The organism is Leuconostoc sp. (assembly GCF_965300815.1).
This window is the reverse complement of sequence record NZ_CBDKZH010000008.1, coordinates 3,134-24,066: the sequence shown is the minus strand read 5'-3', so window position 1 is coordinate 24,066 and position 20,933 is coordinate 3,134. Positions and strand designations below refer to the sequence as shown.

Here is a 20,933-nt window from a genome sequence, read left to right as displayed (position 1 = left end):
TATAATAAATCTAGCTATGCGTTGGAGGACTAAACAAAATGATGCAATTTAAAGGTGATATTCGAATCCGCCAACGTCAACGCCGTTCCCACGTTCATTGGGCGCGGATTTGGTTTGTCGGGGCGGGCATCGGAATTGTCGTGGCAGCCATTACGTTAGGTTACTTTTATGTGTCGTTAAGTCCGATGCGACAAGATGAGGCGCGATTACAAAAATTGGTGAAGGCCAAAACAGACATCGCGACGGTTAAGCAAATTAGTGCTGATTATCGTAAAGGAACGACTTATGCGGTTGTTGGGACAACGGCTCGTGGTCAAGAAAAAGTCGCCATTGTCCATGGCAATAGTTCGCGCGTCACGGTTTATGATCGACGAGATGGGATGACCAATCAGCAATTAGGACAATTATTGCTGAAAACGTATCAGCCAAAGAAAATTTATTCTGCAAATATCAGCGAGTACAAAAAAACGTTGGTATGGGAAGTCAGTTATAAGGGGCAAAATAATGCTTTAAATTACCTGACCTTAGATTTTAAAACTGGAAAACCTTATCGGGTTATTAACGGCCTGTAAGTAATAGGAACGAGGAGAAAAAATGATTTCGGAAAGAGCACAAGCAGTCGAAGCCGCCGCTACCTTGGCAATGAGTCGTTTAGCCAAGGCCATGCAAGCCGATGGGATTGATGTGATTAATTTGGGTGTTGGCGAATCAGATTTTCAAACACCTGAACACATTGCTCAAGCAGCGATTGCGGCGATTGAAGCTCATCAAACCAGCTTTTATACGCCAACAAGTGGATTAGATGCTTTAAAGCAGGCCATTGTAGATCACGTACAGCAACGGTACGATGCCACCATCGCCCGTAACAATGTGACGGTGACGACTGGGGCTAAATTATCACTTTATGCGTTGATGCAGGTGCTCTTAAATCCAGGCGACGTTGTGGTTGCAGCGGCACCACTTTGGGTCAGCTATGTTGAACAAATTAAGCTCGCTGGCGGCCTATTGCAAACAATTGGGCCAGATAATGCCTCTTTGAAGTTAACGGTAGCTGATCTCGCGGCGTTGACAACACCGGTTAAGGCCATTATTGTGAATTCACCAACTAACCCGACCGGCCAAGTTTATACGCGTGACGAATTACAAGCGATTTTGGCCTGGGCTAATGAAAATGACACGTATGTCATTTTGGATGAAATCTATGGTCAGCTCGTTTATAACGGCGCAACATTCACGTCAGGCTTGCAACTTCAACCGCTTGAAAATAGCCGGATGATTATCGTTGATGGGGTGTCAAAAGCTTATGCGATGACCGGTTGGCGGATTGGCTGGACGTTAGCCAGTTCCGAGGTGATTGTCGCAATGAACAAGTTGTTGGATCACATGACATCAAATCCAACAGCAGTTGCACAATATGCGGCGATTGCGGCATTGACAGGGGATCAATCATCTGTTGAAGTGATGCGACAAGCCTTTGAGAAGCGCTTGAACGCCACGTTCGACGCCCTTAACAACGTGCCAGGCCTTGAAGTGGCCGTCAAGCCCGAAGGTGCTTTCTACCTATTTCCAAAGGTTGAGCCACAAGTACTGACGGCGGCTGGGGTAGCTGATACTAGTGAACTGTCGATGAAAATCTTGAAAGAAGCACGCGTGGCCATGCCATCTGGTGAAGGTTTCGGGATGCCAGGTTATTTGCGGATGGGCTATGCCAAAGACCAAGCAGTTTTGGACGAAGCTGTTCGTCGTTTAACTGAATTTTTTCAACAATACATTTAATTAAAATAGAGGAGAAGCAGGTGGTGCAGTAACAAACCACGTGTATATGATCATGTCACAAGATATTCCCACAATTCAAATTATCGATGCTAAAAACTATGTTGGCCAAACGGTCAAGATTGGAGCTTGGCTTCGTCAAAAGCGCGGTTCAGGTAAGTTGGCCTTTTTGCAATTACGCGATGGGACAGCATTCTTTCAAGCTGTGGTAGCCAAAGCAGATGTGCCGGAATCAGTTTTTGAACTGGCTAAAGGGTTAAAGCAAGAAACAAGTCTGTACGTGACAGGGGAAATCCGTGAAGATGCGCGATCATCATTTGGCTATGAAATGGCGGTATCTGATATTGAAGTCATTGGTGAAAGCCATGATTATCCCATCACGCCAAAAGAGCACGGGACAGACTTCTTGTTTGATGAACGGCACCTCTACCTGCGTCATTTGAAGCCATTTGCTACATTGAAGATCCGGAATACGTTGATTGCCGCAACGTATGAATTCTTTAACAACGAAGGCTTTACAAAGTTGGATTCACCACTTTTGACGGGTTCTGCCCCAGAAGGCACAACGGAATTGTTTGAAACGGATTACTTTGGTGAATCAGCCTTTTTGTCACAAACAGGACAATTGTATGCTGAAGCAGGCGCCATGGCCTTCGGTAAAGTCTTTACTTTTGGCCCAACATTCCGTGCAGAAAAGTCAAAGACACGTCGTCATTTGACAGAATTCTGGATGGTCGAACCAGAAATGGCCTTCATGCATCAAGAAGAGAGTCTTGAATTGCAAGAACGCTATATTTCATTCTTGATTTCAAAAGTCTTGGAACGCAATGAACAAGAGCTTGATATTCTTGGTCGAGACAAGGCATTGTTGGCGTCTTACACGGAGCTACCTTACCCACGTATCAGTTATGATGATGCAGTGAAGTTGTTGCAAGACAATGGCTTTGATATTGAATGGGGTGTTGACTTTGGGTCACCAGAAGAAACATTCTTGGCTAATCACTTTGCTAAACCAGTCTTTATTATCAATTTCCCAAAGGCAATCAAAGCCTTCTATATGAAGCGTCACGCAACACGTGATGATGTTGTTGTGTCTGCCGACTTATTGGCACCAGAAGGTTATGGGGAAATTATCGGTGGGTCAGAACGTGATACTGACTACGAATACTTGAAGATGCGCATTGAAGAACAAGGCTTAGACCTTGAGGAATACAACTGGTATTTGGATTTGCGTAAGTTTGGTTCAGTGCCACACTCAGGCTTTGGTTTAGGGTTAGAACGCATGGTGACATTTGTCACGGGTGAAGAACATATTCGTGAAGCGATTCCGTTCCCACGAATGACTAATCGTATCCGACCATAATTTTTAAAGGGCGAAGACAGCTTTTGTTCAGCGTCCCTGATCAAAACATGTTAGACTAAAGTAGATGATAAAAACGTCCAAGCTTAACTTGGACGTTTTTATAACGGTATTGGAATTAAAGTAGGTTGACAGATGGTATTAGATCAACGATTACAGCAATATATTCAAGCAGGTCAAACGGCAATTAGTAATGATTTGTTGCAACACTACCAAGAAATTGGGATGGATAATGATGATTTAGCCTTATATTTACAGGTAACACGTATCCAAAGCCAAGGGGATGCTGCGACGCCTAAAATTTTAGCGCAAATTTTACACGTGACTGAAAATGTCGTGGTTGCCCGCTTGAAAAGTTTGATTACGCGTGAGCTGATGGTGATTGCTGCGACCACGAAACAAGTAGAAACGTATGATTTCACGCCGATGATTGCCAAATTGCTGCAAGGGCAACAAATTAGTGTGCAACCCATTATGTCTGATGGAAAATCGACGCGCCGTGAGATTTTCCAAACGTTGGAGGCTGAATTTGGTCGGCCATTGACACCGATGGAAATGCAGACGGTTGGCCATTGGTTTGATCAAGATCATTTTGAACCAGACTTGATGTTATTAGCCATTCAAGAAGCTGTTGCCAACAATGCGCGTAGTTTACGTTATATTGAAACAATTTTGGTGAATTGGCAACGGGACAACGTTAAAACAGCCACCCAAGCGCAAATTGCAAAGCAAAAGCGGCGCGGCGTAACCTACACATATGACAATTTATTTTAAAGTAATGTGTGGGACGGGGTGTTCTAACTGTAAGTGAAACCCAAAAATTGGTTGGCCATCTGGCGCAAATAATTGTGTTTCGCTGCTCATATCTTGCAGGCGTGTTTGCAATTGGGATAACGTCATGGGATGCTGGCCGGTTACGATCATCAAATTGGGACCAGATGTGGCAAATTTAACCTGGGCAACGGGTAAAATTGCCGACGCATCTTGCCAATATAAACGACTTTTTGGGGACATATAGTGTGTGAGTTGTGTTAAATCAATCAATTTCATGTGCAATTAAACCTACCTATCGTCACGTGATGTGACTTAATTAGTATAAAGGAAAACAAATGGAAAAAACATATCATTTAATGGCAACTGCTGCGGCAGGGCTTGAGTCATTAGTCGGCAAAGAATTAGAACGCTTGGGTTATGACCCAAAGGTCGAAAATTATCGTGTCCGTTTTGATGGCACAGCGCGTGACATTTTAAACGCTAATATTTGGTTACGAACAGCTGACCGTGTGAAAATCATCGTTGGTGAATTTGATGCGACAACATTTGACGACTTATTTGAAGGCGTCAAAGCCTTGCCATGGGAAGATTATCTGAACTACGATTCAGAATTCCCAGTGGCCGGACGGTCTAAGAAGTCAGAACTCTTTAGTGTACCAGACGTGCAAGCCATTACGAAAAAGGCGATCGTTAATCGCTTACAAGAAGCGTACCATATTCGGACACGTTTACCTGAAAATGGCTACTTTGCGCAGCTTGAAGTCATGATCGACAAGGATCATGTGATTGTCACATTGGATACGACGGGCCCATCATTGTTTAAACGTGGCTATCGTGTCAATAAAGGTGGGGCGCCGTTAAAGGAAAACTTTGCCGCAGCGTTGGTTTTGTTGACGAATTGGCATCCAGATCGACCATTTGTCGATCCAACGACGGGGTCTGGGACATTAGCAATTGAAGCCGCTTTGATTGGCCGAAATATTGCCCCTGGCTTGATTCGTGACTTTGATATTGAGCAAATGGATTGGTTTGATAAGACATTGTCTGAGACGGTGCGTGATGAAGCAGAAGCACAAGCAGATTATGACCGGACATTGGATATTCAAGGCTTTGATATCGATGAAAATATGGTGCAAATTGCGATTGAAAATGCGAAGCATGCCGGCCTTGGACAAGATATTGTCTTTAAGCAACTGGCGGCCAAAGATTGGACGACAGACAAAGAAAATGGCGTAATTGTAGCCAACCCACCATACGGTGAACGCTTGGGTGAATTAGATGCAGCGCGTGAACTATATGCGCAAATGGGGGATGTTTATCGCCAATTGCCAAGTTGGAGTAAGTATATTTTAACGAGTGATTTAGACTTTGAAAATGCTTATGGTGAGAAAGCAACGAAGCGTCGTAAGCTCTACAACGGGGCAATGCGCGTCGATTACTTCCAGTATTGGGGCAAGCGTGCCAAATAAAAATAAAGCAAAATTTGTGCAACCTGCATAAATTTTGCTTTTTTATTTTTACGTGATCACCCGTGTTTTTTTGTATGATATTGGTAGAATGGTTAACAATATTGAATATGTAAGAAATGAGGCGTAATTATGGTTGAAACAAATCCTGCACTAGCAAACATTTTTTCTGATCGTTTGCAACAAGTAGTCCCTAGTCCAATTCACACCTTTAGTGAACAAGTCAGTCATTTGCCAAATATCTTAAAGTTAACAATTGGTGAACCTGATTTTCCAGTCCCAGACCATATTAAAGCTGCCGCTGTGGCTGCCATTGAAGCGGATGATTCTCATTATTCGGTCTCTGCGGGCTCACTGGCTTTGCGACAGGCAGCTCAGCAATTTTTGGCTGAACGCTACCAATTAAATTACAACGCAACCACGGAAATTTTAACAACCGTTGGTGCCACTGAAGGCCTGTTTACAATTCTCTCAGCGGTCTTAAATCCAGGCGATGAGGTGTTAATTCCCACACCAGCTTACCCAGTATATGCCGAAATGACACACCTCAATGGTGGCGAGCCGTTATTAGTTGATGTGTCGCAGGATGATTTTATTTTAACCCCACAGCGTTTGCGCGCGGTGTTAGCAACGCATCCCCGCATCAAAGTCTTACTCCTAACCAATCCATCGAATCCGACGGGAGCGACTTATACGGCAGCAGAAATGCAGGCGTTAGCGGACGTGCTAAAAGAAACGTCTGTTTTGGTGATTTCAGATGAAATTTATTCAGAACTACAATATGAAGGGGAACACGCCTCCATGGCGACTTATTTGCCACAACAAACCATTGTTGTGAATGGTGTGTCCAAATCACACGCTATGACGGGTTATCGCATTGGGATTTTGGCTGGGCCAGCAGCGTTAATTGCTCAGATTAATAAAGTCCACGGATTTGTGATTATGACCCCATCTAATCCGGCGATGGCCGCGGCGACCGAAGCTTTCAATTGTGCGCGTAGTTTGGCGGATACCCAGCGTATGAAGGCGGCCTATCAGGCACGGCGTGACTTTTTAGTCACTGAATTGACGGCTCTTGGCTTTGATATGGTGCGTCCAAACGGTGCCTTTTATATTTTTGCTAAAATTTCAGCTGATTTAGGCCAAGATGACGTGGTGTTTGCCAATGAATTAGTAGCTCGAGAACGGCTTGCTGTTGTGGCGGGTTCCGGTTTTGGGCCTGGTGGCGAAGGTTATATTCGCATCAGTTATGCGGCGAGCATGGCCATGCTGGTTGACGCCATGTCGCGTTTGAAAAGCTATGCCACTTCGGCGCGCGCAACAGCTGATTAAAGGTGCATAAACTTGTTTTTTTTTGCTGGCTATCATGGTAGAATTAAATGATTAACTCAGCTGTTTTGTCAGTTTTATGACAAAGCAGCTGTGTTAATTTGGAATGAACTACCAAAATGGAGGAAACGTATTCGGGCAATCAATGACGACGTGAATGAGTCAAACCATGGAGTTGAATAAACGTGAGGTTTAAAGAATATTCCCTGAATACTTTGGAAATATGCCAGCAGTATACATGCGCCAAGCGCACGCAGATGACTTGCACGACATCAAAGCAATCATCGATAATGGACGAGAGTATTTGAAGCAACAAGGCCTTAACCAATGGCAAATGGGGTATCCCAATCAAGATACAATTGCTACCGATTTAGAGTTAAAACAAGGTTATGTGCTAGTTGTGGATGAAACAATTGCTGGCTATGCGGCCGTCATTGTCGGAGAAGATCCAGTTTATGGTGTAATCGAGGCTGGCCAATGGCAGAATGATGATAAATGCTATGTCACGCTACATCGCTTTGCGATGTCAAATGAATTCCGTGGTCAAAAACTTGCTCAGCGTTTTATGACAGCAATTTTGTCATACTTTTACGCACAAAATCAACGCGATTTTAGAATTGATACGCATCCAGAAAACTTTGCCATGCAAGCCGTGATTACTGGTAATGGTTTTCAAAAACAAGGGCATGTGTACATCCAAGAAGGTGAAGATCACAACATCCGTTGGGCTTATCAACTGGTATTATAAGTGGCCGCTGTTTACTTATTTTAAGTCAGTTGGTATGATAGAACTATCACAAAGTGATAATTTATTGGAAAGGTAATAGTATGGTTTAGCCCTGCTATAAAACATACACCATGTCTTTTACGGATCTACAAACAAAACGTCGCTCAATCTATGCGTTAGGACGACAAGTTACACAAACGCCTTAAGCCTTATATGATTTGGTGAAGTCAGCTGTGAAGCAGTCACCAACATCCTTTAACAACCAATCGGTTCGTGCCGTTGTTTTGATGGGTGACGCCCATGAAAAGTTGTGGGATATGACAGCGCAACGGTTACAACAAGAAGTGCCAGATGAAGCAGCGTATCAGCAAACGTTGGCTAAGATTAACCACGCCTTTAAGGCCGGTTTCGGAACAGTATTGTTCTATACTGATACCGACGTGGTTAAAATGTATGAAGAACAAATTCCACTTTATGCGGAAAACTTCTACGATTGGTCAGAACAAGGGCATGGCATGGCTGAATATGCCACTTGGCTTGCGTTGACGGAAGCTGGATTAGGCGCATCATTGCAACACTACAATCCGTTGATTGATGAAGCAGTCGCTGCGGCCTTTGATATTCCTGACAACTGGCGGTTACGCGCCCAGATGCCATTTGGCTCAATTGAAGCAGCTGCTAGTGAAAAAGACATGATGAGCGATGCAGAGCGTTTCAAATTTTTTAATTAAACTCATTTAAAAAGCAAGTAATCCTAAATAAGGATTACTTGCTTTTTTGCTGTGTCAACTTTGCCTTGATGGCTGCAATTTTTTCAGCCTTTGTTAATTGTGTTTGTTGTCCCGACTTGTATTTGGCGTCGGCTTGTTTTTGTTTAAAGTCAATCTGATAACGTCCCATATTTTCCATCCTTTTGTGTCTCTAATAGTATACCTTATTCTAACGGCGAAATATAGGGCAGTGGTTTACTTGACGGGTCATGGTAAAATGAAAAACATAAGCAACATAAAGGAGTTAACATGGCAAATTTAGCAGATGTCGCACATCGTGCGCATGTTTCTAAAATGACAGTGAGTCGGGTGATCAATCATCCGGAGAAAGTTTCAAAAGAAGTGCGAGACGCCGTCCGCGCAGCAATTGAAGCCGTTGGTTATCAACCTAATCGAATGGCCCAAGCACTGGTGACAAATCGGCACTACGTGATTGAATTTCTAGTCTTAGAAGATGTCGTGACGGTTGAACCGAACTATGCGATTTTACTACTACAACTAGCTGATCTCTTAAATAAAAAAGGCTATACCTTACAAATTAGTACCAAAATTCAGGACAATCACCAAATTGATGGGGTGATTGTGAGTGGTTGGCGACATGCAGATTTGGCCGCTTTAGAGGCCTTAAATGTACCAGTTGTCTTATATGGAGAATCACCGCTTGATCATGATATGGCCTTTGTGGATAGTGATAACCGTCTCGGGACAACGTTAGCAACCCAGCATTTGATTCAGGCCGGTTATGACAAAATTATATACATTGGCATGCAGGTTGATTTGCCATTTATGCGCGAACGCGAACAGGGTTATTTAGCTACCATGGCTGCGAATAAACGCGTATCGCGGGTGTATACGGTCGCTAATCACTCGCATGAGGCCGAACGATTGATTGATAATTTGATGCCACATTTACCAGAAAACACTGGCATTGTTTGTGCAACCGACCGGATTGCCTTGGGCGTTGTCCGAGCATTGGGACGAAATCATGGCATACCGGATAAGTATGGGGTGGTCGGTTTTGATGGCGTCTTCATTGATCAAATTACGTCACCACAATTAACGACGATTCGACAACCCTTTGAACAAATTGCGCAAGCTTTGGTGGATAATTTGTTTTTACAACTCAATAATGGGGAGCTAGGGATGCAGCGTTTAGCGCCAGATTTGATTATTCGAGACACAACGCGCCACTAAAAAACATGTTACCGTTAACACCGCGAAAGCGGTTTCATTTTTTGACATCATGTTTTATACTAATAACTGTAAACGCTTACAATATTATATGTTTTATTTAAGGAGACGATTATGGTTAACAAGCAAAAAGGACAAGGCCTACCAAATTTGCCATTAAGTACAATTTGGATGTTGAGTTTTGGTTTCTTAGGCGTACAGATGGCGTTCTCATTGCAGAGTTCACAAATGGGACGTATCTTTCAAACACTTGGGGCTGACCCCACAAAATTAGGATTCTTCTTTATCCTACCACCACTTGCTGGACTCTTTGTTCAGCCAATTGTGGGTTACTTCTCAGACCACACATGGACAAAGCGCTTTGGCCGCCGCATGCCTTACCTATTGGTCGGGGCATTGGTCTCAGTTGTTGTGATGTTCTTGTTGCCAAACTCAGGTAGTTTCGGCTTCTCAACAACGGCTGGTCTATGGTTTGGTGCCATTACAATTTTGTTCATGGATTTGAGTTCTAACGTGGCAATGCAACCCTTCAAAATGGTTGTTGGTGACATGGTCAACGAAGATCAGAAGTCATACGCATACTCAATCCAGAGTTTCCTCTCAAATACGGGTTCAGTCTTAGCAACAATCTTCCCATTCTTGCTGACAGCAGTTGGTGTTGCTAACACGGCGCCAAAGGGTGAAGTGCCTGCTTCTGTTGTCATTTCATTCTATGTTGGTGCCATTGTGTTGGTTATCTTCTCATTGATCGCCGTATTTAATGTCAAAGAATATGACGATGCCACATACGAACTTTACCATGGTTATGCTTTGAACACAGCTGAAAATGGTAATGGTGATTTCTTCGCTTTGCTCAAGCGTGCCCCAAAGACTTTCTGGACAGTAACAGTCACACAATTCTTCTGCTGGATGGCTTTCCAATACCTTTGGACTTATGGTACTGGTGCGGTCGCTGATAACATTTTCAATGCGACTGATCCAACAACAGCAGGTTACCAAAACGGTGGTAACTGGTTTGGTATCATGTCAGCCGTTTACGCGGTTGCAGCCGTCGTTTGGTCACTTGTTTTGTCAAAGATTCCAGCTTCACGTAACAAGCTAGGTTATGCTTTGTCACTCTTCTTGGGCGCAATTGGTTTTGCGTCAGTATTCTTTGTCCACTCACAATACTTGTTGATTGTGTCATTTATCTTAATTGGTATTTCATGGGCCGGTATGATGACTTACCCATTCATCATGGTGACAAATGCGTTGCCAGGGGATCACATGGGCACATACTTGGGCTTGTTTAACGGCTCAATCTGCTTGCCACAAATCGTGGCTTCAGTTGCCAGCTTCGCATTGTTCCCAGCTTTGGGTTCAAGCTTCCCAGTCATGATTTTGGTATCTGGTATCTTGATGTTCCTTGGGGCCTTAAGTGTTGCCTTTATTAAGGAAATTCACAGTAACCCAGTTAATGCTGATGTATAATAAACGTAATGAGGTATAAAACAAATGAAAAGAATTTTTGAAGTTAATCCCTGGACAGTCACAACCCACGAATTGAATCCACAAGACAAGCGTCTTCAGGAATCAATGACCAGTTTGGGAAATGAATATATGGGCATGCGTGGCATGTTTGAAGAAGTGTATTCTGGTGATACGCACCAAGGTATTTATATTGGTGGTGTCTGGTTCCCCGACAAAACACGTGTTGGTTGGTGGAAGAATGGTTATCCACACTACTTCGGTAAGGCAATTAATGCTTTGAATTTTGTTAAAGCAGATTTCTATATCGATGACCAACAAGTGGACTTGGCGAAAAATGATGTTCAAGACTTTGAGTTGTCATTGGATATGCAAAAGGGTGTCTTAAACCGTACCTTTACGGTATTTGGTGTCAAAGTGACGGTAACCCGTTTGATTTCAGTCGCACAAAAGGAATTAGCCGTCTTGCATTACACGTTTGAATCAGCGGATGGTCAGGCCCATCAAGTGCGCTTTGACGCAAGTATTGATGCAGATGTTGTCAATGAAGATTCAAACTATGATGAAAAGTTCTGGCAAGTTTTGTCAGCTGGTCATGACGGTGATGCCTCATTTATTGCCACACAAACGGTTGAAAATCCATTTGGCGTGCCACAATTTACAGTAGTAGCCCGTCAAAGCTTTTTCGGTGGTGACAACCAAACGGCATCACAAACAGCAACCGAAGTGACTGATCACTTTGAGTTGACAGTGCCAGCAGCCGGCGAAGTGACATTTGAAAAGCGTGTTGTCGTGACAACATCACGTGATTATGCGGATTTGGATGCCGTGGTCGCTGCAGGTGCTGAAATTACGCAAGCGATTGCAGGACAAAGCTATGATGACTTGTATACAGCACACACCCAAGAATGGGCTAACCGTTGGGAAAAGGCCGATGTTCAAATTGAAGGGGACGATGCCGCCCAACAAGGTATTCGCTTCAATCTCTTCCAATTGTTCTCAACTTACTACGGTAACGATCCACGCTTGAACATTGGACCAAAGGGCTTCACTGGCGAAAAGTATGGTGGGGCAACGTACTGGGATACGGAAGCGTTTGCCATCCCAGTTTACCTTGGGGTTGCTGAACCTGAAGTGACACGGTCATTGTTGCAATATCGTTTTGATCAACTTGATGGTGCTTTCCATAACGCTAAGGAACAAGGCCTAGCAGGTGCTTTGTATCCAATGGTAACCTTTGATGGCATTGAATCACACAACGAATGGGAAATTACGTTTGAAGAAATTCACCGTAATTCAACGATTGCTTATGCGATTTATAACTACACTAACATTACCGGTGATCGTTCATGGTTGACAGGTGATGGGGCGCAAGTTTTGTACAACATTGCGCGTTTCTGGGCTGATCGTGTGCACTATTCTGAACGTCACGGGCAATACATGATTCATGGTGTCACGGGACCAAACGAATACGAAAACAACGTCAACAACAACTTCTACACTAACTGGATGGCCAAGTGGGTCTTGCAGTATGCGTTGGATAACTACGATGACATTGCAGATGATCAAAAGGCACGTTTGAATGTGTCAGCTGACGAACTTGAGAAGTGGCAAGACATTGTGGCTAAGATGTATTTGCCAGAAGCAGATATCACGCTTAAGGGCAAGGACTACCATATCTTTGAACAACACGATACGTTCTTGGATAAGGATTTGACACCAATTGCTGATATGCCTCAAGATATTCGCCCAATTAACCAAAACTGGTCATGGGATCGTATCTTGCGCTCACCATATATTAAGCAATCAGATACATTGCATGCGATGTTCTACTTCCCAGATGCCTTTACTGAAGATGAAAAGCGTCAAAACTTTGAATTCTACGAACCATTGACAGTGCATGAATCATCATTGTCACCATCTGTTCACGCCATTTTGGCTGCTGATCTTGAAATGTCAGATAAGGCTGTTGAAATGTATGAACGTGCGGCGCGTTTGGATTTGGATAACTATAACAACGATACAGAAGATGGCCTTCACATCACAGCGATGACAGGTTCATGGTTGGCAATTGTCCAAGGCTTTGCTGGTATGCGTGTTCGTGATGGTCAATTGCACTTGAAGCCATTCTTGCCAAAGAAGTGGGACAAGTACAGCTTCCGTTTGGTCTTCCGTGGTCATGTCTTGGAAGTATCAGTTGACCAAACTGGTGCCAATGTGCAACTTATTAGTGGTGACCCATTGACAATTAACCTTTCAGGAGAAGAAGTGACATTGTCAAAGTCAGACAAGTAAGCGTGTTGTGACACATTTGACTTGAAGTAAGGTAGGGGTTATGCAAGTAAAAGAGCAGGTATTTGGCCATTTACCAGATGGTCAAGAAGTGACGGCGTACACGTTAGTCAATGATAATCAAACAGCAGTGACCGCTTTGACCTATGGCGCGACTTGGCAATCATTTCGCGTGATTAAAGCTGGTCAATCACATGAATTATTGGTCAATTTTGATCAGCTGTCTGACTATGTGGGACAACCTTTCCACGTGGGGCATACAATCGGCCCAGTGGGTGGTCGCTTATCGCAAGTGGCCTATCAATTTGACGGTGAAGCGTTCAAATTAACACCGAATGATGGCCCAAACGTTTTGCACTCAGGTATTAATGGGTTTGATCGCGTGAATTGGCAAGCATCCGTGACGCAAGATGCCCACCAAGTAGCGGTGCATTTTACCCACACGTTTGTGACAGAATTTCCCGGCGAATTGCGGGCAGAAGTAACGTATACATTGGATGAGGCTGATCGTGTGACGATCACATTCAGTGGGCAATCAACGGCAACGACATTATTCAATCCGATGACCCATGTTTATTTCAACTTTGATGGGCGACAGCAAGATGCGAGCCAGCATGAATTACAGATTGCTGCGCGTGAGCATGTGGCAGTTGATGACGCTAAAATCCCAACTGGAACACTGGTTGACAACACTGGGACTAAATTTGACCTTGAAACGTTAAAACCCATTAGTGACGCCCGCTTTGATGATGCTTGGCGCTTGGCTGATGACCGGCAAGGGCCGGCAGTGATCTTACGCTCGCCCAAGACTGACATGACGCTTGCCATTGACTCAGATCGTAACGGGGTGGTGGTCTTTACGACCAATCCAGCGATGGATAGTGACCAGATGACGGCCGTTGCGATTGAAATGCAAACCTTACCTGACGCGGTTAATCATCCAGACTTTGGGGATATTGTGTTACCGGCAAATGCGAAGAAAACCTATCAAGTGACTTATGATTTAATTTAAAGGAGTCAAAAAATGACTAATTTTTCAGAAATAAAGGGCTTCCTCTTTGACCTAGATGGTGTGATCGCTGATACGGCGAAGTTCCATGGTCAAGCTTGGCGACAGGTCGCTGACAAAGTTGGCACACCATGGACAGATGAATTGGCTGAAGGCCTCAAGGGGATTAGCCGGATGGATTCTCTCCAACTGATTTTAGAGGCAAGTGGGCAGGGCGATGCTTATAGTGACGCGGAAAAAGCAGTTTTGGCTGATGAAAAGAACCGCAACTATCAAACATTGATTGCTACACTGACAGAAGCTGATATTTTACCGGGGATGAAGGCCTTCATTACCAATGCTAAAGCAGCAGGGTATCAACTCGCTATTGCTTCAGCATCTAAGAATGCGCCACTTATTCTTGAACACCTCGGTTTGATAGATGATTTTGTGGGGATTGTTGATCCAGCAACACTTGCAAAGGGTAAGCCTGATCCAGAAATCTTTGTGCGGGCGGCTGAAATTTTATCATTGCCACCAGAACAAACGATTGGCTTAGAAGATTCAACTTCTGGTATTGAAGCGATTAACGCAGCTGGCGCAATATCATTGGGTATTGGTGATCCAAATGTGTTGTCAGCAGGAGACTTGAATTTTGCAACAACTGCAGATGTGACGCTTGAAAACATTGCGGCTTTAATGGATAAATAACTGCTTGACTTTAAAGCAGTGACCCGATATGATTAGGTTATATATTAAAGCCGATGAATTGGAAAAATCACAGTTTGGACCTTTAGAAATTTTGCGGGTGATGTAAGCAAAACAATGACGTGATTGGTGACACCTTGGAGGTCGCTGTTGTTCAAGACAGTGCGTGGTTGCGCGATAAGCAGTCAAAGTGACAGTCAGTACTGTCAATATTTAAGGTGGTACCGTGCAAAAGCGCCCTTAACGATTAGTCGTTAAGGGCGCTTTTGAGGTTTAATGTAAAAAATAAAAGGAGTAGGCGTTGTCGACAATTTAAGCGTCGCACAACGTGTGAATGAAAATGGCAAAAGCAACTTTCCAACGCCCTAAAGGCACAGCTGATTTGTTACCAGAACAAACGGCCCAATGGCAATATGTTGAAAATCTAGCCCGCGTTTTGTTTGGCGATTACAATTTTAAAGAGGTGCGGACACCACTTTTTGAAAACTTTGAAGTCTTTTCACGTTCAGCAGGGGATACTTCTGATGTGGTGACAAAAGAAATGTATGACTTCCACGATAAGGGTGATCGTCATGTGGCCTTGCGGCCGGAAGGCACAGCCGGCATCGTGCGTGCCTTTGTGGAAAATAAGCTTTATGGCCCAGAATTTGACAAGCCGTATAAAGCCTTTTACATTGGCCCAATGTTTCGTTATGAACGCCCACAAGCTGGTCGTTTCCGTCAATTCCACCAAATTGGCGCAGAAGCCTTTGGCTCATCATCACCAGCGCTTGATGTTGAAATCATTGCGATGCTGATCAATTTTTTCCAAACCCTTGGCTTGGATAACTTGAAGGTTGCCATTAATTCCTTAGGAGATAAGGCAACCCGTGACGCTTATCGTCAGGCTTTGATTGATTATTTGAAGCCCCACTTTGATGAACTATCCGCTGATTCACAAGCGCGTTTAGAAAAGAATCCGTTGCGTGTCTTGGATTCTAAAGATCCCCGTGATCAAGTCTTTGTTGCGGATGCACCAGTAATTTTGGATTATCTTTCTGATGATGCAAAAGCACACTGGGAAAAAGTCCAAGCATTGTTGACTGCGCTTGATATTCCATTTGAAGTTGATCCGACAATGGTGCGTGGTTTGGATTATTATAACGATACCATTTTTGAAATCATGACGGTGGATGACACCTTAAAAGGGGCAGCAACCATTGCTGGTGGCGGCCGTTATTCTGGCCTTGTATCAGAATTCGGTGGGCCGGAAACGCCTGGTGTTGGCTTTGGGATTGGCGTTGAACGCCTGGTGAGTCTTCTTGAGGCTAAAGGTTTAAAGCCAGTTGAACCCGAAGGGCTAGACTTTTATGTTGTCAATATTGGTGATGACACAGAAGTGGCAGCCATGCAAATTGTGCAAGCCATTCGTGGTTTTGGTTACGTCGCGGAACGTGATTATTTGGGGCGCTCAGCGAAAGCCCAATTTAAATCAGCTGATCGTTACCAAAGCAAGTACGTGGTCACGATTGGTGAACAAGAATTAGCGGATCACGTAGCAAAGATTAAAAATATGGCAACTGGTCAGCAACAAACAGTGAAATTAGCTGATCTTTATACAGATTTGCCAACAATTATTGATGCAGAAGGAGATGAAGAACAATGAAGCGAACAACATATGCCGGCTTAATTGATGAAAAGTATCTTGGCCAAACTGTGACACTATCAGGTTGGGTACAAAAGCGCCGTGATTTTGGTGACTTGATTTTCGTTGACTTGCGTGATCGTGAAGGGATTGTGCAACTCACATTTAACGCGACCCATCCAGCCGCGTTGGCCGTGGCAGAAGCCATGCGTAATGAATACGTGATTGCTGTGACAGGGACAGTTATTGACCGTGAAGCGAGCCAAGTGAACAATAAGATTCATTCGGGTAAAGTGGAAATTGATGTTACAGAGGCAGAAATCTTAGCTACATCAAAGACACCACCATTTTATATTGAAGATGGCGTGAACGCTAACGAAGAATTGAAGTTGCAATATCGTTATTTGGACTTACGTCGACCAGAAATGCAAAAGAATCTTCGTATTCGCTCAAAGATCATGTCAAGCGCGATGAAATTTATGGATGACAATGATTTCATCAATATTGAAACGCCAATTTTGGCCAAGTCAACACCAGAAGGCGCACGTGATTACTTAGTGCCTTCACGTATTTTCCCCGGTTCATTTTATGCCTTGCCACAATCACCGCAATTGTTTAAGCAATTGTTGATGGGCGCTGGTTTTGATCGTTATTTCCAAATTGCGCGGGCCTTCCGTGATGAAGATTTGCGTGGTGATCGTCAACCAGAATTTACGCAAATGGACTTAGAAACATCATTTATGTCGGCTGATGAAATTCGGGCCTTAGTGAATGAGTGGGTGAAGACGATGATGCATGATGTCATCGGTTATGATCTTGACACTGATGCAATTCAAACACTTACTTGGGAAGAAGCGATGACGCGTTTTGGGACGGATAAGCCTGATTTGCGTATTCCTTACGAACTTAAGGATTTGTCTGAAACGGTCAAGGATTCTGAATTTGGTGTCTTTGCGAATGCGGTCAAAGATGGTGGTGGAGTTGTCAAAGCGATTGCCGTTCCTGGTGGTGCGGCGCACTACTCACGTAAAGATATTGACAAGCTTGCGCAATATATTGAACGCTTTGGCGCAGAGGGCTTAGCTTGGTTAAAGGTAACCGCTGATGGTATTTCTGGCCCAATCGCCAAGTTCTTCCCTGAAGCAGATGCAGATGCGTTGCTTGCAGCTACTGGCGCCAAAGAAGGCGACTTGTTGTTGTTTGGTGCTGGCCGTGCGGATGTTGTCGCAGCAACCTTAGATTACCTACGTCGTCAAACAGCGCAAGATTTAGATTTGATTGATCAAGACAATCCTTGGGCCTTTGCTTGGATCGTGGATTGGCCATTGTTTGAATACTCTGAAGAATTTGATCGCTGGATTGCCGCGCACCATCCATTTACAATGCCAAATGAGGCAGATTTGCACTATCTTGATGAGGGTGAAGATCCGCACCAAGCCCATGCACAAAGTTACGATTTGGTCTTAAATGGGTACGAATTAGGTTCAGGGTCAATCCGTATTCATCGCATGGATATACAAGAAAAGATGCTCAAGGCACTTGGCTTCACACCAGAAGCAGCGCATGAAGCCTTTGGCTTCTTACTTGAAGGCATGGAATATGGTTTCCCACCAATGGGCGGTATTGCGCTTGGTTTGGATCGTTTAGCCATGTTACTTGCGGGACAAGATAACATTCGTGAAGTAATTGCCTTCCCTAAGAACTCACGCGCAACTGAACCGATGACGGAAGCACCAACACGTGTGGATGGTAAACAATTGAATGATCTTGGCTTAATTGTTCCTGATGCTGACTAAATGAGAAAATGCGTGTCGTTTATCTTGATTAGAGGTATATTTTTGCGGGCATTCATGCTATATTTATCATACTCTAATTCAAAAAGGACAAGTGTTAACGCACATTCATCATGCGAAAATTTTTCCACAACTTTATGAAACATCGTGTTGCCGGACATATCGGCGGGGCGGTCTTTTATGCCGTTATTGTCGCGGTCGCCATGGATTATTTCTGGCGGCCAGGGCATATTTACTCCTCTGGTTTTACCGGTTTTGCCCAATTAGTGTCAACGTTATCTGGTGGGCAGATTCCAGTTGGCTTGGCGTTGGCCTTTGTTAATTTGCCTATGTTGATGATTGCTTGGTGGCGGTTATCGTGGCGATTTGCGATTTTTACCACTTTGGCTGTTTTACTCAGTGCAGCCTTCATCCCACTCTTTGATACGCATCGGGTGTTAACGCCTGATCCGTTGATTAACGCATTGTTTGGTGGCGCCCTTAATGGGATGGCTGTTGGCACGGCATTGCGTTATGGGGTTGGCACGGGTGGCCTTGATGTGATTGGTATCTTGGTCAAAAAGAAGTTTGGCTTTAAGATGGGCCCGGTCAATCTTGGCTTTAACGCACTGATTATGATTGGGGCGGGTTTGACTTACGGTTGGAAATACGCCCTGTACTCAATTGTTGGTGTGATTGTCAGTTCACGCATGATTGATGCCTTTTATACCCGTCAGCAGCAAATGCAGGTCATGATCATTACGACCAAACCAGATGAAATGGTGCAAGGCATTTATGATAAAATGCGCCGTGGTGTGACCATTATTAATGATGCACGTGGTGGCTATACCGGTGAAGGCCGTTCCGTATTATTGACGGTGATTACCGAGCAAGAACGGTATGAGTTACGGGAAGCGATGAAGGCGGTTGATGAACATGCCTTTTCGTCAACGTGGAAGATTGAACATACCGTGGGCCGTTTCTACGAACCAGAACTATAAAAAAGCGAATCTGACGATTCGCTTTTTTTGATGGTTAATTTTTGGTGTTTTTAACGGGTTAGTGATACCAGATAATAGATTGAAATGGTTGCAGGTTCAGGGTTGGTGATATTTCTGGTATAGGATTAATAGTGGCTAGCAATGGCTGCCAGTCTTTCTTGAGTAGTTGTTTGGGTAGGGGAATTGTTTGAGCCGTATCTGACAAGTTGATGATAATTAAGCGTTGGCTATCGGTGGTATGTCGTGTAAACACTAAAATTTTAGTATTTGCCATAGTGATTAACTGAAAATCACCTGATTTTAAAGTGTCATCATGTCGACGGAGATGAATTAAGCGACGATAATAATTCAATATGGCATCAGGATTTTCTCGACTCTCCTGATAATTATGCGTTGTCGTGTTAGGATTAGTGACCAACCAGTTTTTTTTAGCATCTGATGCATTGTCGGAAAAGCCAAATTTGGTCCACTGCATTGGGGTTCGAGCATTGTCACGTGACCAACTTGTTGCTTTTTTTAAAGCTAAATCTGTTGTCATCCCAGTTGACTTAAAGCGTTGAAAATCATGATAAGTTGGTGGATCATCAATTTGATCTGGCGAAGTAAAGGGCATGTTGGTCATGCCTAATTCCTCACCTTGATAAATAAATGGTGTACCGCGCAGTGTGAGTAACAAAGTGGCCAAACTTTTCGCTGCTAAAGGCTTGTTATCGCCATAAACAGTTAATGATCTAGGCTGATCATGATTTTCAAGATATAACCCTAGCCAGCCTTGGGAATTGAGTTGTGTCTGCCACGTTGTCAAACTAGACAATAAATGATTGATGTCGGCGCGTGGTGGGACTTCTGATTGACGAGATTGATGTTCTAATTCAAAAATCATGTCAATGAAACCCTGTGGGCCCGTCCAATTTTTCGCAGTGTCAGCATGCACACCACCAGCTTCACCAACAGTCATCAAATGCAGTGATTGAAAAGTATCATGCAACCGTTTTAAAAATTTTTCGATACCTGGATTATTAGCAAAAATATCAAATTGATGTTCACCGGTGGGTTGTGGTGTCTCAAATGAAACTTTTTTAAGATGACTGAGCGCATCCAGACGAAAACCATCAATATTTTGTTCAGACCACCAAGTTATCATATTGATCATTTCGGTTTGTACAGATGGATTTTCCCAATTTAAATCAGGCTGTTCTGGCGCAAACAAGTGGAAATACCATTCATCGGTTGCCTCATTATAGGTCCAAACACTATCGCCAGTAAAATTAGTCCAATTGTTTGGTGGCTGGTGATGATGGTTTGGTTGCCAAATATAAAAATCGTGGTAAGGGTTAGTACGACTCGTTTTGGCTGCTTCGAACCAAGCATGCTGATTTGATGTATGGTTGACAACTAAATCCATAATGACACGAATATCTTGTTTGTGCGCTGCTGCAATCAGCATTTTGAAATCAGATAATGTCCCATACTCTGGCGCAATGTTTTGAAAATCAGCAATGTCATAACCATTGTCGACATTGGGTGAGGTATAAATTGGATTGAGCCAAATAAAATCAATACCAAGCCATTTAAGATAGGGTAGGCGCTTAATAATACCTTGCAAATCGCCAATACCATCATGATTGGTATCCTGAAATGAACGTGGATATATTTGATAGCCAATCGCTGATTGCCACCATGGTGGCGTC

General features: G+C 43.7%; 18 protein-coding genes and 1 pseudogene. 16 read left to right on the top strand and 3 right to left on the bottom strand.

The window, feature by feature from the left end; genetic code table 11:
- The first annotated feature begins 38 nt into the window (after window positions 1-38).
- The 4 genes from ACW12G_RS01375 to ACW12G_RS01360 all read left to right on the top strand — a co-directional run bounded on the left by ACW12G_RS01375 (window position 39) and on the right by ACW12G_RS01360 (window position 3,907).
- Window positions 39-572 (top strand): hypothetical protein, encoded by a 534-nt coding sequence (locus ACW12G_RS01375; RefSeq protein ID WP_455647096.1) that lies wholly within the window; start codon window positions 39-41, stop codon window positions 570-572.
- 22 nt (window positions 573-594) lie between these two features.
- Window positions 595-1,776 carry a pyridoxal phosphate-dependent aminotransferase gene (locus ACW12G_RS01370; RefSeq protein WP_455647095.1) on the top strand — a complete coding sequence of 394 codons (1,182 nt, stop codon included), beginning with the start codon at window positions 595-597 and terminating at the stop codon, window positions 1,774-1,776.
- A gap of 52 nt (window positions 1,777-1,828) precedes the next feature.
- Entirely contained in the window at window positions 1,829-3,136 is a 1,308-nt protein-coding gene (gene asnS / locus ACW12G_RS01365) for an asparagine--tRNA ligase (RefSeq protein WP_048701901.1), read from the top strand.
- 132 nt (window positions 3,137-3,268) lie between these two features.
- Window positions 3,269-3,907: a DnaD domain-containing protein gene (locus ACW12G_RS01360; protein WP_010004532.1), complete on the top strand. Its 639-nt coding sequence runs from the start codon at window positions 3,269-3,271 to the stop codon at window positions 3,905-3,907.
- Here ACW12G_RS01360 and ACW12G_RS01355 read toward each other — a convergent pair.
- Window positions 3,899-4,183 (bottom strand): hypothetical protein, encoded by a 285-nt coding sequence (locus ACW12G_RS01355; RefSeq protein WP_455647094.1) that lies wholly within the window; start codon window positions 4,181-4,183, stop codon window positions 3,899-3,901. The genes ACW12G_RS01360 and ACW12G_RS01355 overlap by 9 nt on opposite strands.
- Before the next feature lie 59 nt (window positions 4,184-4,242).
- Here ACW12G_RS01355 and ACW12G_RS01350 point away from each other — a divergent pair, with 59 nt between their 5' ends.
- From ACW12G_RS01350 to ACW12G_RS01335, 4 genes and pseudogenes are all read left to right on the top strand, one after another.
- Window positions 4,243-5,376, top strand: a complete 1,134-nt coding sequence (locus ACW12G_RS01350; protein WP_455647093.1) for a THUMP domain-containing class I SAM-dependent RNA methyltransferase — start codon at window positions 4,243-4,245, stop codon at window positions 5,374-5,376.
- Between the two features lie 129 nt (window positions 5,377-5,505).
- The gene (locus ACW12G_RS01345; RefSeq protein ID WP_455647092.1) at window positions 5,506-6,705 is read left to right on the top strand and encodes an aminotransferase class I/II-fold pyridoxal phosphate-dependent enzyme; all 1,200 of its coding nucleotides are present in this window, start codon (window positions 5,506-5,508) and stop codon (window positions 6,703-6,705) included.
- A gap of 220 nt (window positions 6,706-6,925) precedes the next feature.
- Entirely contained in the window at window positions 6,926-7,450 is a 525-nt protein-coding gene (locus tag ACW12G_RS01340) for a GNAT family N-acetyltransferase (protein WP_172412909.1), read from the top strand.
- A 110-nt stretch (window positions 7,451-7,560) separates the two neighbouring features.
- Window positions 7,561-8,160 (top strand): annotated as a pseudogene (locus tag ACW12G_RS01335) (nitroreductase family protein).
- Between the two features lie 34 nt (window positions 8,161-8,194).
- Here ACW12G_RS01335 and ACW12G_RS01330 read toward each other — a convergent pair.
- The gene (locus ACW12G_RS01330; protein ID WP_257784547.1) at window positions 8,195-8,329 is read right to left on the bottom strand and encodes a hypothetical protein; all 135 of its coding nucleotides are present in this window, start codon (window positions 8,327-8,329) and stop codon (window positions 8,195-8,197) included.
- 119 nt (window positions 8,330-8,448) lie between these two features.
- Here ACW12G_RS01330 and ACW12G_RS01325 point away from each other — a divergent pair, with 119 nt between their 5' ends.
- From ACW12G_RS01325 to ACW12G_RS01290, 8 genes are all read left to right on the top strand, one after another.
- Window positions 8,449-9,393: a LacI family DNA-binding transcriptional regulator gene (locus ACW12G_RS01325; protein WP_077282524.1), complete on the top strand. Its 945-nt coding sequence runs from the start codon at window positions 8,449-8,451 to the stop codon at window positions 9,391-9,393.
- 111 nt (window positions 9,394-9,504) lie between these two features.
- A complete protein-coding gene (locus ACW12G_RS01320) occupies window positions 9,505-10,860 on the top strand; it encodes an SLC45 family MFS transporter (protein ID WP_455646385.1) in 1,356 nt (451 codons plus the stop codon).
- Between the two features lie 24 nt (window positions 10,861-10,884).
- Window positions 10,885-13,152, top strand: a complete 2,268-nt coding sequence (locus ACW12G_RS01315; protein WP_455647091.1) for a glycoside hydrolase family 65 protein — start codon at window positions 10,885-10,887, stop codon at window positions 13,150-13,152.
- A 40-nt stretch (window positions 13,153-13,192) separates the two neighbouring features.
- Window positions 13,193-14,161: an aldose epimerase family protein gene (locus ACW12G_RS01310; RefSeq protein WP_455647090.1), complete on the top strand. Its 969-nt coding sequence runs from the start codon at window positions 13,193-13,195 to the stop codon at window positions 14,159-14,161.
- A 12-nt stretch (window positions 14,162-14,173) separates the two neighbouring features.
- The gene (gene pgmB, locus ACW12G_RS01305) at window positions 14,174-14,848 is read left to right on the top strand and encodes a beta-phosphoglucomutase (RefSeq protein ID WP_455647089.1); all 675 of its coding nucleotides are present in this window, start codon (window positions 14,174-14,176) and stop codon (window positions 14,846-14,848) included.
- A 337-nt stretch (window positions 14,849-15,185) separates the two neighbouring features.
- Window positions 15,186-16,490 (top strand): histidine--tRNA ligase, encoded by a 1,305-nt coding sequence (hisS, locus tag ACW12G_RS01300; protein WP_077283255.1) that lies wholly within the window; start codon window positions 15,186-15,188, stop codon window positions 16,488-16,490.
- On the top strand, window positions 16,487-18,265 hold the full coding sequence (gene aspS, locus ACW12G_RS01295) for an aspartate--tRNA ligase (RefSeq protein ID WP_455647088.1): 1,779 nt from the start codon (window positions 16,487-16,489) through the stop codon (window positions 18,263-18,265). Before hisS ends, aspS begins: the two co-directional genes overlap by 4 nt.
- 110 nt (window positions 18,266-18,375) lie before the next feature.
- Window positions 18,376-19,242 (top strand): YitT family protein, encoded by an 867-nt coding sequence (locus tag ACW12G_RS01290; protein WP_455647087.1) that lies wholly within the window; start codon window positions 18,376-18,378, stop codon window positions 19,240-19,242.
- A gap of 58 nt (window positions 19,243-19,300) precedes the next feature.
- Here the strand turns inward: ACW12G_RS01290 and ACW12G_RS01285 are convergent.
- Window positions 19,301-20,933 (bottom strand): alpha-glucosidase (locus ACW12G_RS01285; protein WP_455647086.1); only part of this gene is annotated, 1,633 nt, incomplete at its 5' end.

What these genes read in the sequence shown, in the direction of transcription:
- ACW12G_RS01345 (WP_455647092.1), top strand. Translation starts at nt 5,506, where the DNA reads ATGGTTGAAACAAATCCTGCACTAGCAAACATTTTTTCTGATCGTTTG.
- ACW12G_RS01325 (WP_077282524.1), top strand. Translation starts at nt 8,449, where the DNA reads ATGGCAAATTTAGCAGATGTCGCACATCGTGCGCATGTTTCTAAAATG.
- ACW12G_RS01355 (WP_455647094.1), bottom strand. Translation starts at nt 4,183, where the DNA reads ATGAAATTGATTGATTTAACACAACTCACACACTATATGTCCCCAAAA.
- ACW12G_RS01315 (WP_455647091.1), top strand. Translation starts at nt 10,885, where the DNA reads ATGAAAAGAATTTTTGAAGTTAATCCCTGGACAGTCACAACCCACGAA.
- hisS (WP_077283255.1), top strand. Translation starts at nt 15,186, where the DNA reads ATGGCAAAAGCAACTTTCCAACGCCCTAAAGGCACAGCTGATTTGTTA.
- ACW12G_RS01310 (WP_455647090.1), top strand. Translation starts at nt 13,193, where the DNA reads ATGCAAGTAAAAGAGCAGGTATTTGGCCATTTACCAGATGGTCAAGAA.
- ACW12G_RS01320 (WP_455646385.1), top strand. Translation starts at nt 9,505, where the DNA reads ATGGTTAACAAGCAAAAAGGACAAGGCCTACCAAATTTGCCATTAAGT.
- ACW12G_RS01360 (WP_010004532.1), top strand. Translation starts at nt 3,269, where the DNA reads ATGGTATTAGATCAACGATTACAGCAATATATTCAAGCAGGTCAAACG.
- aspS (WP_455647088.1), top strand. Translation starts at nt 16,487, where the DNA reads ATGAAGCGAACAACATATGCCGGCTTAATTGATGAAAAGTATCTTGGC.
- ACW12G_RS01375 (WP_455647096.1), top strand. Translation starts at nt 39, where the DNA reads ATGATGCAATTTAAAGGTGATATTCGAATCCGCCAACGTCAACGCCGT.
- ACW12G_RS01350 (WP_455647093.1), top strand. Translation starts at nt 4,243, where the DNA reads ATGGAAAAAACATATCATTTAATGGCAACTGCTGCGGCAGGGCTTGAG.
- ACW12G_RS01370 (WP_455647095.1), top strand. Translation starts at nt 595, where the DNA reads ATGATTTCGGAAAGAGCACAAGCAGTCGAAGCCGCCGCTACCTTGGCA.
- ACW12G_RS01340 (WP_172412909.1), top strand. Translation starts at nt 6,926, where the DNA reads ATGCCAGCAGTATACATGCGCCAAGCGCACGCAGATGACTTGCACGAC.
- ACW12G_RS01290 (WP_455647087.1), top strand. Translation starts at nt 18,376, where the DNA reads ATGCGAAAATTTTTCCACAACTTTATGAAACATCGTGTTGCCGGACAT.
- asnS (WP_048701901.1), top strand. Translation starts at nt 1,829, where the DNA reads ATGTCACAAGATATTCCCACAATTCAAATTATCGATGCTAAAAACTAT.
- pgmB (WP_455647089.1), top strand. Translation starts at nt 14,174, where the DNA reads ATGACTAATTTTTCAGAAATAAAGGGCTTCCTCTTTGACCTAGATGGT.
- ACW12G_RS01330 (WP_257784547.1), bottom strand. Translation starts at nt 8,329, where the DNA reads ATGGGACGTTATCAGATTGACTTTAAACAAAAACAAGCCGACGCCAAA.